This is a genomic window from Duganella sp. 3397, from assembly GCF_031456625.1.
Taxonomy (GTDB): domain Bacteria; phylum Pseudomonadota; class Gammaproteobacteria; order Burkholderiales; family Burkholderiaceae_D; genus Rugamonas; species Rugamonas phyllosphaerae.
Genome location: NZ_JAVDVB010000004.1, coordinates 736,256 through 750,778, shown reverse-complemented (window position 1 = coordinate 750,778; position 14,523 = coordinate 736,256). Strand labels below are relative to the sequence as shown.

The following is a 14,523-nucleotide window of genomic DNA, read 5'->3' as shown; positions in this document are numbered from 1 at the left end:
AGCGGCTCCGTATTACTAACGCTTGATGGTGACGGCTTTGCCTTCGTAAGCGACCACCTTGTCGCTGGCGTCGAAGTTGTCCGAGCTCGATACGCCGGGCTTGATGAAGCGTACGCGGAACTCGCGCTTGGCCACCATGCCTTTGTACGAACCGGCGCGCGCACCGATGGTCACGTTGCCGGTCTTGTCGTTGTAGGTCACCGGGATGCGGCTGAACTCCTTGCGCAGGTAGCCGTTCGAGACGCCGTCATCTTCGTACAGGCTGAAGGTGCCATCGGCGCCCACGTACACGTTGAAGGTGATCGGTGCATCGGGCTTCTCGTCCACGTACTGCGTGACCGGCCCGACCGGGATGATGGCGCCAGCCTTGACCAGCAACGGCATGCGGGTTTCCGGCGCCTTGATCGCCACGCGGGTGCCGCCTTTATGCAGCTCGCCGGTATAGAAGTCGTACCAGTCCGCGCCTTTTGGCATGTACACGCTGCGTTCGCGCGCGCCGTATTCGTACACCGGAGCGACCAGGAAGCTGTGGCCGAACAGGTACTGGTCGGCGATGTTCTTCACCGCGTCGTCCTCGGGGAAGTCCATCACCAGGCCGCGCATGATGGTGCCCGACTCGTGGTGCGTGGTGGCGGCGGTCGAGTAAATGTACGGCATCAGGCGGTAGCGCAGCTTGTCGTACCAGACCATCGATTCGCGCATCGGCGAGCCTTCCGGCGAGATGATGTGGATCTCGCGCTTGACCACTTCGCCGTGGGAGCGGAACAGCGGCGAGAACGCGCCGAACTGCCACCAGCGCAGGTTCAGCTCACGCCATTCCTTGAGGTCTTCCGGGGTGCCCTGGTTGGCAGCGACCACGCGGTTTTCCTGGGCCGAGCCGACGTCGCCGGTCTGGAAGCGCACTTCCTGCGCGTAGCCGCCGATATCGTGGGTCCAGTTCGGAATGCCCGACATCGAGATCTGCACGCCGGCCGAGATCTGGTCGTACAGGTTGTTCCAGCGGCCCACGGTATCGCCACTCCACAGCGCGGTGCCGTTGCGCTGGATGCCGGCAAAGCCGGAACGCGACAGGATGAACTGGCGCTTCTGCGGCTGATCCTTGATCAGGTGGTTGTAGAAGCCCTCGGTGTGCACCAGGCTGTACGGATTGAACGTCACTTCACCCGCGCCATACACGGTCGGGCCGATCAGCTTTTTGAAGTCTTCCAGGCGGGTGTTGGACAGCACGTCCGGCTCGGTATTGTCCATCCACCAGGCGTCGAAGCCGAGGTCCACCAGCTTCGGTTTCATCTGGCGGAAATACATGTCCTGCGCGCCCTTGGTGTACGGGTCGTAGTGGCTGTTCTTGTAGCCGGGTCCTACCCAGTCAAGGTCGCCATTTTCGACGTTCTTGGTCCACATGTAGCCGGCTTTATTGAGCTCCTGGTAGTTCTTGGTGTTCTCGTAGAACTTGCCCCAGATCGAAATCATCACGCGCGCATTGTTCTTGTGGACTTCGTCCACCAGGCCTTTCGGGTTCGGGAAACGCACCTTGTCGAAGTCGTGCGAGCCCCAGCCATCTTGCGGCCAGTAGAACCAGTCCTGCACCATGTTATCGACCGGCCAGCCCTGCTTGCGGTATTCCCTCAACACGCCCAGCAGCTGCTCCTGGGTCTCGTAGCGCTGGCGCGACTGCCACAGGCCGTACGACCACTTCGGCATCATCGGCGCTTCGCCGGTCAGGTGGCGATAACCGGCGATCACCTTGTCGATGCTGGTCTCGCCGTTGATGACGTAGTAGTTGATGCTCTGCGCGACTTCCGAAGAGAACGTCAGCGAGTGACGTTCCGGCGCCGGCAGCGGGTCGTTATGGGTCATGGCGATCATGCCGCCCGACGGCTTCCACTCCAGGTGCAGCTTGACCGGCTTGTTGGCCTCGAATTTCAGCTCGAAGTTGTGGTACCACGGGTTCCAGCCCTGGCGCCACACGTCCATGATCTGCTTGCCGTCGATATCGAGCTTGGCGTAGTCCGACGAATACAGCTGCATCTTGTGCACGCCCGGCTTGTCGGATGTGAGCGTACCGTCCCACACCACTTTCACGCCCACGGCTTTTTTCGGGTCGCCCAGTTCCTTCGGCCAGTTATCGGCGACGTCCTTGAGGTACTGGTAATCGATGTCCTTTTCCTGGCGCGTGAGCACCAGCTTGTCGTCGACGTAGTAGCGCGCGGTCAGGCCGCCGGCCTTGCCGTCGGCGTCCGCAAGTTTCAGGTCGCGCGAGAGGAAGCCATACGGCTTGGGATCGCCGAAGCGCGAGATCGAATTGTTGTCCCACAAAACGCCGTAGTTTTTATCGGAGACCACGAACGGCACGGCGATGACCATATTGTGCTGCATCAGCAGCACGTCTTCGCCGTTGAGGTTCATCTGGCCGTTCTGGTGCTGGCCCAGGCCGTAGTAGGCGTCCTTGGTGCCGTGGTTGAAGCCCTGCGTGACCGCCATGAACGGCTTGCCGCCCACTTCGACCGGCGTCATGTTCTCGGCCGCCTGCGTCAGGAACGCCTTGCCGGCGGCGTTGAAGAACTGCACCTGGCCGGTGGCCAGCGAGACCGCCACCGAAATCTTCTTGGCCTTGAGCGTGACTTTGTCCTTGCCCTGGGCGGTGACTTCGAATTTTTCACCTCCTTTACCGCTGACAGGAGTGGCAATTGTCATGAGCGAGGGCGTGAGTTCCTTGCCCGCCTGGTCGGTCTTGACGACGTGGATGATGTTGTCGTTCATGACTTCGAGGCGCACTTCCTTGGCGCCGCTGTCAGGCTTGACGACCACGCCGGTGGCGGTTTTCTCGAAGGTGCCGGCCATTGCATGGCCGGAGATCAGCACCGCCAGGCAGGACGCCGCGGGCACGATTGCTTTGAATTGCATGTGTTCTCCTGAGTTTTTATAGAGGCTCGATAACCTTAGTAGGTTCCGACCTTCACCTTCAGCACGACCGGATTACCGGTCAAATTAAGACCATAATCGGTCTGGTCGCCATTCCAGTTGCGTTCCATGATCCACTTGCCGGCGGCATCATACCGCCCCTCTTCCACGCGCGCCCACATGGTCGGCTTGCCGTCCGCGCTGTCGATCTTTACCCGCGCGTGCTGGCCGACGATGATGAATTCATTGTCGGCGATCTGCGCCATCGCCACGCCGCCGTTGGGTTTCTCGGTATTGGCCGGCAGGTCCTTCACGTCCTTGAAATACTGCGCCTCGCCGAACTGCCATTCGCGGAACGAGATGGTGGCGTTCCAGCCCTTGAGCGCGAGCTTTTGCGGCTGGCGGTCGTCGCCTTCGGCTACGCCGTAGGTGCGGCCTTCGAACGCCCACTTCGACCACTGGCGCTCCATCGGCCGGAAAGCCCCGAAGATTTTGCCGTACGGCGCCGTCATGGTCTTGTCGGTGGCCTTGTGACCGAGCGGGAAATTGCTGTAGTCGGCGTAGTCGATACCGAACGGCGAGAAGTTGATGGCGCCGCGGCCAAGCACCAGGTAAGCGTAACGCACGTAGTCGGCGCCGTTGCTCATCTCCGGCACGGCCAGCGCGTTGTCGGGCCGCTGGAACTTATCGAGCGTGGCGACGAACTTGCGCGAGTCCGGGCTGTAGATGTCCGGCGCGGCGAAGTCGATCGCCGGCGCAGCCGCCTTGTAGATGTCGATCACGTCGAACGTGGGTCCGCCGCTGGCAAAGTTCTTGTTCCATGGCTTGACCGGCTCTTCGAGCGAATCGCGGATCGAGTTGTTGACGTACATGGGCAGGTTGTACACGTCGCGGCCCGCCTTGGCGATCTCGCCGATGTACTTCGCCACCGAATACGCATGGAAGTACTCGTCGGCATAGTCGCCGTACACCTGCTTCCAGGTGCCGGTCGCCGCCAGCGCCACCGGCGACTTTTTATGTTTTAAAACTTCGGCCGGCACCGGAGCGTTGAACTGCGCTTCGGCCTTCGGACCGTAATCGCGCGCGTAGCCGTAGGTGCCCACCTCGTTTTGCACCTGCATCATGATCACGGTGCGCTGCACATCGTCGATCTTCTTGATGTGCGCCATCAGGGCCACGAACGCCTTCTTGTCGGCCTTGAGGGTTTCTTCGCCTTGCGGCGACAGGCAGTAAATCGGCTTGCCCTCCTGGTCCAGCATGCGCGGGAAGCGGGCGTTGTTGAACTTGACCCACTCCGGCGTGTAACTGGGACCGGTGTTTTTCCAGGTGCCGAACCACAGCAGCACCAGGCGCACCTTGTTCTTGCGCGCTTGCGCCACCAGGGTATCGACGTAGCTGAAATCGAACTTGCCTTCGGTCGGCTCGATCTGCTCCCAGGCCACCGGGATTTCCAGCGTGTTGGCGTTGGCGTCCTTGATGGCGGCCCATACCTTGTCGAGCGCCAGCGGATAATTGCTGGAGTTCTGGGCCTGGCCGCCGAACATGACGAACGGCGCACCGTCCACCATCAGCGCGTGGCGGCCATCCTTGGTCACCAGTTCCGGAATCGGCGCGGCCGCCGCGCCAGCTGCCACCACAAAAGTAAGACCAAGCGCTGTAACGAGCTGGCGGACGGTTGTTTTCATGCGTCGCATTCCTTATTCGAAGTTGTAGGTCAGACGGGCGGTATAGCGTCGGCCCGACGAGAACCAGGAACGGCCCATCAAACCGGTACTTTGCTGCATCAGGATCTTGTACTTGGAGTCGGTCAGATTCTGCGCTTCGATGCCGATCTGCATACGGTCGTTGATCTTGTACGAGAGCGAGGCATCGGCCTGGCCGTAATCGTCCGCCCAGGTAGGCAAGCCCCATGCCACGTTGTGCTGGCCGACGGTCGGGCTGGCAGGATTGGTGTCGGTGCCGTCGGTGCCGTTGGTGCCGCTGACGTTGACCGCCTGCAGGCTCTTCGAACGCCAATTGTAGGCCATACGCGCCGACCATGGGCCCTTGTCATACATCAGGGCCAGGTTGTACGACTGGCGCGACAGGTTTTCCAGCGGCAGATTGCCGAAGGTGGTGCCGTTGGTATCGCAGCCGTTCAGGTTCAGGTTCAGGTTGGCCGCGCCGGTGGTAGCGGTGCAGTACTGCGAGTACACGCCGTTGTACAGGGTGCGCTCGCTGTCGACGAAGGTGAAGTTACCCTGGATGCCCAGGCCCGACCAGGCGCCAGGCAGCTTGTCGAAGTACTGCTGGTACGCCAGCTCGAAACCGCGCGCGCGGCCCTTGGCGCCATTGACCGGCGAGGTGGTGGTGAAGTCATGCATCACGCCAGCGGTGTCGGGCAGCCGGTTGATGGTGGTCTGCTTGACGATGACGTCCTTGAGGCGCTTGTTGAACACGGCCAGCGTTATCGAGCCCACCGGCGAGAAGTACCACTCGGCGGTCAGGTCGACCTGCTTGGCGGTGATCGGACGCAGGTTGGGATTGCCCTCGGCTTCGCCGGTGTAGCTGACGACCTGCGAATTGTTGTCCACGCTTTGCGTGAGCTTGGTGTAAGCCTGCAGCTGCGATGGATCGGGACGCGACAGCGCGGAGGCAAACGCAAAGCGGAACTGCAGCGTGTCGGTCGCCTTCAGGCGCAGGTTCAGGCTGGGCAGCCAGTTGCGGTACGAGTTGTCGAAGTTCTCGGCGCGGGCATACGGCACGATGACCGGGATGCCGGGTCCTGGCGTGGCCGAAGAGCTGAACAGGGTGTAGCCGTTGGCGTGCGAATCGGTCTTGACCATGCGCAGACCGATGTTACCGTCGATCGGGTATTTCAGGTCGTCGAAGCCGAAGCGCGTCTGCGCGTACAGGGCCTTGGTTTTTTCCGACTGCTGGTTGATGCCTTTCGGGTCGCCTCCGAAGGTAGCCTGGTTCCAGGGATCGCAGGTGGTGCCGTTTTCCGCGCACAGGATGCCACGGTACGAGTGCAGCTTGGCGTAGCTGTCCGGGTAGCCCCGGGCCAGCGACACGTCCGGGAAGGCCACTGCCGGCACGTCGATTTTACCATTGAAGAAATTCTTGAACGAGTGGACGTTGGTGGAGCCTGAGAAGCGTGGATCACCCAGGTACGCCAGCTTGCCCTGCAGGCCGCCCATCCAGTCCTGGGTGATGCCTTGCCAGTTATAGCTCGGATTCGAGTTTTCGGTCGTCGAGTCGCGGTCGGTCAGGCGAGCGCCGAAGCGGATGTCGCGCAGGATCGGATTGTCGAAGTCGTACTTCAGGTCGATCTTGCCCGCCTTGGATTCGGCTTTCGCGCGATCCAGGTGCTCCATCGTGAAGGCCCAGTAGTAGTTGTTCGGGTTGGCCAGGTAGGCGCGGTCGGCGGCATCGAAGGTAATCGATGGCACGCTGCCGGTCAGGTCCAGCTGCTCCTTCGGCATTTTCAGGCCGGTAGCCACGGTCGAGTCGACGCTGCGGGTGTTGGCGCGGATTTTTTGCAGGTCGGTGACGATGGTCCAGCGGTCGTTCGGGCGCCAGCGCGCATTCCACGAAATGTCGGTGGTGTCGGACTTGCGCCAGGCGGTGCGGGTGTCGTTGTTGAAGTTGATGCCCTTGGTCGGGTCGGTATTGGTAAGCGTCCCCTTGAGCAGTGCCCCGTTGTCGCCATACTCGCCATCGGTGACCTTGATCGCATACGGATCGGCCGAGCCGAAGATCGCCTGCTCGTCCCACTGCATCTTGTACTTCGACTTGAAGAAGGTCAGGCCGGTGGTCAGGGTGCTGCTCGGCTTCCATTGCAGGGCGCCGTACGCGCCTTCGCGGGTGCGGTCGAAGTTGAGCGAGCGCCATTGCGCGCCTTTCGGAACCCACACGGTGCGACCGTTATCCTGGATCTGGTAGTACGGCTCGACCTGGACGGCGTCGGTGCGGGTGGCCGATTCCGAGTAGGCCAGGTCGACCAGGGCGCCGATTTCGCCGATCGGCGTTTTCCAGCGGTTGGAGACCATGCCCGAGTACGACGGCGAAGCCTTGCCCTTGCGCAGTTCGGAGTGGGTCGCGGAACCGGAGATGGCAGCCTTGAAGCCCTTGTAGTCGAACGGCATCGCGGTGCGCAGGTTGATCAGGCCACCGATGGCGCCCTCCACCTGTTCCGCCGACGGGTTCTTGTAGATGTCCACGCCTGCCATCAGCTCTGGCGGCACGTCTTCGAAGTTGAGCGAACGGCCGCCGTTGGCCGAGAACGAATCGCGGCCATTGAGTTCGGAGCGCACGTAGCTCAGGCCACGCACCGACACGCCGGAGCCTTCGACCGAGAAGTGATCGGGATCGCTGCGCGCCATGGCGCGGTCGATGGTCACGCCCGATACGCGCTGCAGCACCTCGGTCACCGAGCGGTCGGGCAGCTTGCCGATATCGTCGGCGGCGATCGAATCGACCACCTCGTCGGCGTTCTGCTTGATTTTTTGCGCCGACTGCAGCGCCGCGCGCTGGCCGGTCACGACCACCGACGTCATCGAGCCCGCCGGTGCAGCTGCCGTGTTGACGGTGGCATCGTTGCTGGTGCTCTGCACCGGGGCCTGCGCCTGTTCCTGTGCCTGGGCAGCGCCCAGCATCAGCGCCATCTGGGCCAGGCCCATCGCAATGGCGGTCTTTTTAAAGTTGTGTTTCATCTGTGCTCTCCAAGGTTATTTGGTTCGATCAAGGCTCTGCGGCCTGGTTGGTGCTGCTCCGCTGCTGCTCTACAACTGATTAGGTATCGCTGCGCTACGTGTGAAATCGTTTGCAAAGCGGCACGCAACGGCGCCGGCGCTGGGCAGCGCGGCAGGCTCGATCGTCGTCATTGGGTGTGTCTCGCTCGTCGTTATTTTTTATCGTCTAGTGACTCGGGCTGGGGAGGCCGCGGACCTGACGAATCTATACGAAGATTCTGCAAGTTACCGAATCGTGCGGCAATTGCGAAAATCACCAAGCGGGCGAATGATAATCAGCAAGCGTCGCTTACTTCCGACAACTGCAATGCAAACGGCCCGCTGTTGCGGGCCGTCTACTAAACACGGGGCTTATTTAGTGGACAAATGAATTATCTGCGTGCTGAACGTGTGGCCACGTCCACCCACACGGCCAGGGTCAGGATTGCACCCTTGACGATCATTTGCCAGTAGCTGTCCACGTCCAGCATCGACATGCCGTTGTCCAGGCTGGCCATCACCAGCGCCCCGATCAGGGCGCCGTACACGGTGCCGGAACCGCCGCGCATCGACGTGCCGCCGATGAAGCAGGCGGCGATCGCATCGAGTTCGCCCGAGGTGCCGGCCGACGGCGAACCAGCGGCCAGGCGCGCGGTGTTGATCAGGCCAGCGAGCGCGCACATCACGCCCATCAAGCCGAAGATCCACAGCTTGACGGCTTGTACGTTCACGCCCGACAGGCGGGTGGCCTCCATATTGCTGCCCACCGCGTAGATGCGTCGACCGAACACGGTCTGGGTGGCGACGTAGCTGAAGATGCCCAGCAGCGCCAGCAGCAGCAACACCGGCAGCGGAATGCCCTCGTAGCTGTTCAAGGTGCGCACGAACGCGAACAGCACGGCGCCAATGGCGGCCAGGCGCAGCGCGTCCTGCCACACCGGGTGCACCGGCAGGCCATGGCGCGCCAGGCTGGCGCGCTGGCGCAGCGTCAGCACAGCCGCCAGCACGAACAGCGCCACGCCCAGCACCACGCCCATCTGCGGCGACAGGTAGCCCTGGCCCAGGTTCACCAGCGGATCGGACACCGGCGCGATGGTGGAGCCGCCGGTCACGCCGAGCACGATGCCGCGATAGGCCAGCATGCCCCCCAGGCCCACGATAAACGACGGTATGCCCTTGTAGGCAGTGAGGTAGCCGTTGAAGAGGCCCAGCACCAGGCCGCACGCCAGCACCACCGCGATGGTGGCCGGCAGCGGCATGCCGTGCGTGACGTCCAGGACTGCGGCGATCCCGCCCAACAGGCCAAGCAGCGAGCCGACCGAGAGGTCGATCTCGCCGGCGATGATCACGAACGCCATGCCGCAGGCGACGATGCCGGTCACCGCCATCTGGCGCATCAGGTTCGACAGGTTGCGCGGCGACGTAAAGCCGCCCTCGGTCTTCCAGCTGAAGAAGGCCCAGATGATGGCGATCGCGATCAGGAGCGCCAGGATTTTGTACTGCGTGAACAGTTGTTTGAGATTGGTAGTTTGCATGGGTTCTTTGTACTCTGTGTTCAGTGCGTTCAGTGCGTGAGCGCGGCGGCCAGCACGGTTTCCTGGCTCAGGTTGTCGTTGACGAAGTCGCCGCGCAGCTTCCCTTCTCCCATCACCAGCACGCGGTCGGACACGCCCAGCACTTCGGCCAGTTCCGACGACACCATGATGATGGACATGCCCTGCGCCGCCAGTTCCAGCATCAGCTTGTAGATTTCGAACTTGGCGCCCACGTCCACCCCGCGCGTCGGCTCGTCGAGGATCAGCACCTTCGGTTTAGTGAGCAGCATCTTGGACAGCACCGCCTTTTGCTGGTTGCCGCCCGAGAGCGACGTGATCGACAGGAACGGGCTGGCCGTCTTCAGTCCCAGCCGGGCGATTTCCTCGCTCACCACTGCCAGTTCGGCCTCGCGGTCGATGCGGGTGAAGCGCGCAAAGCGGCCCAGCACCGACAAGGTGATATTCTGGCCCACGTCCATGTCGCGCACGATGCCGTGGTGCTTGCGGTCTTCCGGCACCAGCGCCAGCCCGCAGCGGATCGCCTTGAGCGGCGTGCGACTGTCGATGCGCTGGCCTTCCAGCCACACCTCCGCTTCGCAGCGGCCCGGGTAGGCGCCGAACAGCGCGGTTACCAGCTCGGTGCGGCCCGCGCCCACCAGGCCGGCGATGCCGAGGATCTCGCCGCGACGCAGCGAGAACGAGACGTTGTCGACCTTCTTGCGTTCGGGCCGATCGAGGTCGTAGCAGGTGACGTTGCGCGCCTCGAACACCACTTCGCCGGGCGTGCGTTCGAGCGTCGGATACATCTGGCTCATTTCGCGGCCCACCATCTGGGCGATGATCTGGTTGACGTCCATGCGGTCCATCGGCGTGGTGGCGATGTGCTTGCCGTCGCGGATCACCACGATGGTGTCGCAGATCGCTTCCACTTCGTCGAGCTTGTGCGAGATGTACACGCACGCCACGCCCTTGGCTTTCAGGCCGCGCACGATGTCGAGCAGTACCTTGATTTCGTTGGCGGTGAGCGACGACGACGGCTCGTCGAGGATCAGCACGCGGGCGTTCTTGTTGAGCGCCTTGGCGATCTCGATCAGCTGCTGGTGGCCGCCGCCATAGGTGGAGACCGGCAGCACCACGTTGACGTCGTGCAGATTGAGTTCCTTGAGCAGCGCTTCGGCGCGCTGGTTCATGGCGGGATAATCCATGCGCCCGCCGGGCAGCGTGATCTCGTTGCCGAGGAAGAGGTTTTCGGTCACCGACAGCTCGGGCACCAGCATCAGTTCCTGGTGGATGATGACGATGCCGGCGGCCTCGCTCTCGCGGATCGACTGCGCTTCGAGCGGTTTGCCGTCCATCAGGATCTGGCCGTCCCAGGTGCCATGAGGGTACACGGCGGACAGCACTTTCATCAGCGTCGATTTGCCGGCGCCGTTCTCGCCGCACAAGCCGATGCACTCGCCTGCCTTCAAGGTCAGGTCGATGCCGTCGAGCGCGGGGACACCGCCAAATTTTTTGGCGATGCCCTTCATTTCTAGCAAATAGCCGGACATACAAAGTTCTCGCAGAGGTGGTGATGGGAAGGCATGCGGCGCATGCCCTCCGGGCGCAGGCAGCGCCCTGTGGTTGCTACAGGTAGTGACTGCGGCTTACTTGGCGGCCAGCTGGGCCTTGGTGTAGAAGCCGTCGGTGACGACGGTATCCACGTTGGCTTTGGTCAGCAGCGTTGGTTCCAGCAAACGGGTATCGACCTGCTTGAAGCCGTTGTTGATCTTGGCGTTGAAGGCCGGCTTCTCGCCGCGCACCAGCTGGATCGACAGGTTGGCCGCCTCGGTGGCGATCAATTTCAACGGCTTGTAGACGGTCATGGTCTGGGTACCGGCGATCACGCGGCGCACGCCGGCCAGATCGGCATCCTGGCCCGATACTGCCACCTTGCCGTCGAGCTTTTGCGAGGCCAGCGCCTGCACCGCGCCGCCGGCGGTGGCGTCGTTGGACGCAACCACGGCATCGAGCTTGTTGCCGTTGGCGGTGAGCGCATTTTCGATGATCGACATCGCCTCGGACGGGCTCCAGTCCTTCACCCACTGCTTGCCGATGACCTTGATGTCGCCCTTGTCGATCAGCGGCTGCAGCACGGCCAACTGGCCTTCGCGCAGCATCTTGGCGTTGTTGTCGGTGGGCGCGCCACCGAGCAGGTAGTAGTTACCCTTCGGTTTGACCGCCAGCACGCCCTTCGCTTGCAGCTCGCCGACCTTCTTGTTGTCGAACGAGATGTAGGCGTCGACATCGGCGTTGAGGATCAGGCGGTCGTACGACACCACCTTGATCTTGGCTTTTTTCGCTTCGCGGATGGCGTTGTTGAGCACAGTGGCGTTGTACGGCACGATCACCAGCACATCGACACCGCGCGAGATCAGGTTCTCGATCTGGGCGATCTGGCGCTGTTCGCTGGCGTCGGCCGATTGCACGAACACCTTGGCGCCCTGCTTCTCGGCGGCGGCGACGAAGTAGTCGCGGTCGCGCGCCCAGCGCTCGAGGCGCAGGTCGTCGATCGAGAAGCCGATTTTGGGATTCTTGGCGTCGGCCATGGCGTTGCCGCCTGCGCACACCAGCATGACCGCGACAGCGGCGGAAGTAAGCAGTTTTTTCATTGTTTCGTCTCCTGTGAATATTCGGTAAGTGCCGGGTCTCTGCCCGGCTGAATTACTTAATGGTTATGGCGCGGCAGCGTATCGGCCACCGCCCGGTATGGTACGGCCAGTTCCATCACCGCGCCATGCTCCATCTGGCCTACCGTGCTGCGGTAGATTTCCTGCCACGGCGTCTGGCTGGCCGGATAGGCTGGAATCGGTCCTTTCTTGCGCTCTTCCCATTCCGCTTCCGGCACCAGCGCATCGCACTGGCCGGCGTTCAGATCGACGCGAATGCGGTCGCCGGTGCGCAGCCAGGCCAGGCCGCCGCCCACCGCGCTCTCGGGCGAGGCGTTGAGGATCGACGGGCTGTCCGAAGTGCCGGACTGGCGACCGTCGCCCAGCGTGGGCAACCAGTTGATGCCGCGCTTGACCAGCGCATCGGGCGGCTGCATGTTGACCACTTCGGCCGAACCGGGCCAGCCCACCGGGCCCGCGCCACGGATGACCAGGATGCAGTCTTCGTCGATAGCCAAGGATGGATCGTTGATGCGGGCGTGGTAGTCGCCGGAACCGTCGAACACGATGGCGCGGCATTCGAAAACGTTTTCGCGACCAGGCTCGCTAAGATAGCGTGCGCGGAACGCTTCCGAAATCACGGACGTCTTCATGATGGCGAAGTCGAACAGGTTGCCCTTCAAGACGAAGAAGCCGGCGTCGGTTTTCAGCGGCGCGTTGAACGGATAGATCACTTCGCGGTCCACGGTTTCGCGGCCAGCGAGGTTTTCGCGCATGGTGCGGCCGGTGACGGTGGCGCGGTCCGAGCGCAGCATGCCCTGCTGCTCCAGTTCCCACATCACGGCCGGCACGCCGCCGGCGCGGTGGAAACGCTCGCCGAGGAATTTACCGGCTGGCTGCATATTGAGCAGCAGCGGTACTTCGTGGCCGTATTCCATCCAGTCGCTCGATTTGAGTTCCACGCCCGCGTGGCGCGCCATGGCCACGATGTGCTGCTGGGCGTTGGTGGAGCCGCCGATCGCCGCATTGGTGACGATGGCGTCGAGGAAGGCGTCGCGCGTGAGGATGCTCGACGGCTTGATGTCGCGCTTGGCCATCTCCACGATGCGGCGGCCGGTCTCGTAGGCCATCTGGCCGCGCTCGCGGTACGGCGCGGGAATGGCCGAGCAGCCGGTCAGCGACAGGCCCAGCGCTTCGGCAATCGCGTTCATGGTCGATGCCGTGCCCATGGTGTTGCAGTGGCCGGCCGACGGCGCCGAAGCCGCCGCGATCTGCAGGAATTTTTCGTTGTCGATGGTGCCGGCAGCGAGCTGGCGGCGGCCCTTCCAGATCGCCGCGCCCGAACCTGCCAGTTCGCCCTCGAACCAGCCGTCGAGCATCGGCCCGCCGGACAGCACGATGGCGGGAATATCGACGGTCGATGCGGCCATCACCTGTGCCGGCGTGGTCTTGTCGCAGCCGGTGGTCAGCACCACGGCATCGATCGGGTAGCCATGCAGGATTTCGACCAGGCCAAGATAGGCCAGGTTGCGGTCGATGGCGGCTGTCGGGCGGCGGCAGTTTTCGAAGATCGGATGGAGCGGAAACTCCATGGCGATGCCGCCGGCGTCACGGATGCCGTCGCGCACGCGCTTGGCCAGTTCCAGGTGGATGCGATTGCACGGGCTGATGTCGCTGCCGCTCTGGGCGATGCCGATGATCGGGCGGCCCGAGCGCAGTTCTTCCGGCGTGATGCCGTAGTTCATGAAGCGCTCGAGGTACAGCGCGGTCATGTCGATATGATCGGGATTGTCGAACCAGTCCTGCGAGCGGTAGCGGCGCGGCGCTTCGCCCACGGTCCGCTGGCTCATGTCGTTCATGTCATTCAGGTCGCTCATTTGATTGCTAGTCTGATTGCTCATCGTGTTCAGGCTCCGTACCAGCCGGCATCGACATAGTAATCGCGGCCGCTGCAACGGCGCGCACTGTCGGACGCCAGGAACAACGCCAGCGCCGCCACGTCATCGACTTCCACGCGCGCCTTCAGGCATTGGCCGGCCAGGATACGTGCTTCCTCTTCCGGCGTGTGCCACAGCGCTTCCTGGCGCGGCGTACGCACGCCGCCGGGCACGATGCAGTTCACGCGCACATTGTGCTGGCCCAGGTCGCGGGCCAGGCCGCGCGTCATGCCTTCGATGGCCGCCTTGGCGGTCATGTACAGCGTCAGGTCCGGCAGCGCCAGGTGCCACGAGATCGAACCGAAGTTCAGGATCACGCCGTCGCCCTGCGCCTGCATGCCCGGCGCCACGGCCTGGGCGCAGAAGTACTGGTGGCGCAGGTTGACGGCCATGCGGTTTTCCCAGTACTGCGGGGTGACTTCGGCGAGCGAATGACGATCGTCGTTGGCGGCGTTGTTGATCAGGACATCGACCGGGCCGATGTCGGCGAATACTTTCGCCACGGTGGCGAGGTTGGTCAGGTCGCACGGCACGAACAGGGGCGGCACGGCCAGGCCGGCCAGCTTGGCCTGCAGCGCCTGCGAATCGGCTTCCGCGATGTCGAGGAAGTGTACGCGCGCACCCTGGCGGGCGAATGCCTCGACCATGCCGGCGCCGATGCCGCTGCCGCCACCGGTGACGACCACGCGCTTGCCGGCCAGGCTCGGGTAGATCGGCTGCTCGAAGGTGGTGTCGGGTTTCGGTTGCGCTGCGCTTGGCGTGGCAACCTCGGTACCCCGAGCCCGGTTCA

Annotated in this window: 7 protein-coding genes and 1 pseudogene; all 8 read right to left on the bottom strand. The window is 63.1% G+C overall.

Translation table 11 applies throughout. The features are described from left to right. Positions 1 to 15: 15 nt before the first annotated feature. Positions 16 to 2,904, bottom strand: a complete 2,889-nt coding sequence (locus tag J2X54_RS16035) for a TIM-barrel domain-containing protein (RefSeq protein WP_310181985.1) — start codon at positions 2,902 to 2,904, stop codon at positions 16 to 18. Positions 2,905 to 2,939: 35 nt separating this feature from the next. Beyond that, a complete protein-coding gene (locus J2X54_RS16030) occupies positions 2,940 to 4,586 on the bottom strand; it encodes a DUF5597 domain-containing protein (protein ID WP_310181983.1) in 1,647 nt (548 codons plus the stop codon). A 12-nt stretch (positions 4,587 to 4,598) separates the two neighbouring features. Beyond that, positions 4,599 to 7,595, bottom strand: a complete 2,997-nt coding sequence (locus J2X54_RS16025; protein WP_310181981.1) for a TonB-dependent receptor — start codon at positions 7,593 to 7,595, stop codon at positions 4,599 to 4,601. Positions 7,596 to 8,005: 410 nt separating this feature from the next. Beyond that, on the bottom strand, positions 8,006 to 9,148 hold the full coding sequence (locus tag J2X54_RS16020; RefSeq protein WP_070252342.1) for a sugar ABC transporter permease: 1,143 nt from the start codon (positions 9,146 to 9,148) through the stop codon (positions 8,006 to 8,008). A gap of 29 nt (positions 9,149 to 9,177) precedes the next feature. Next, positions 9,178 to 10,698: a D-xylose ABC transporter ATP-binding protein gene (gene xylG, locus J2X54_RS16015; protein WP_310181979.1), complete on the bottom strand. Its 1,521-nt coding sequence runs from the start codon at positions 10,696 to 10,698 to the stop codon at positions 9,178 to 9,180. Between the two features lie 96 nt (positions 10,699 to 10,794). After that, entirely contained in the window at positions 10,795 to 11,799 is a 1,005-nt protein-coding gene (gene xylF / locus J2X54_RS16010; protein WP_056137435.1) for a D-xylose ABC transporter substrate-binding protein, read from the bottom strand. A 56-nt stretch (positions 11,800 to 11,855) separates the two neighbouring features. After that, entirely contained in the window at positions 11,856 to 13,646 is a 1,791-nt protein-coding gene (locus tag J2X54_RS16005; protein WP_070252369.1) for an IlvD/Edd family dehydratase, read from the bottom strand. Positions 13,647 to 13,702: 56 nt separating this feature from the next. Next, positions 13,703 to 14,413 (bottom strand): annotated as a pseudogene (locus tag J2X54_RS16000) (SDR family NAD(P)-dependent oxidoreductase); the annotation flags it as partial. Positions 14,414 to 14,523: the final 110 nt, after the last annotated feature.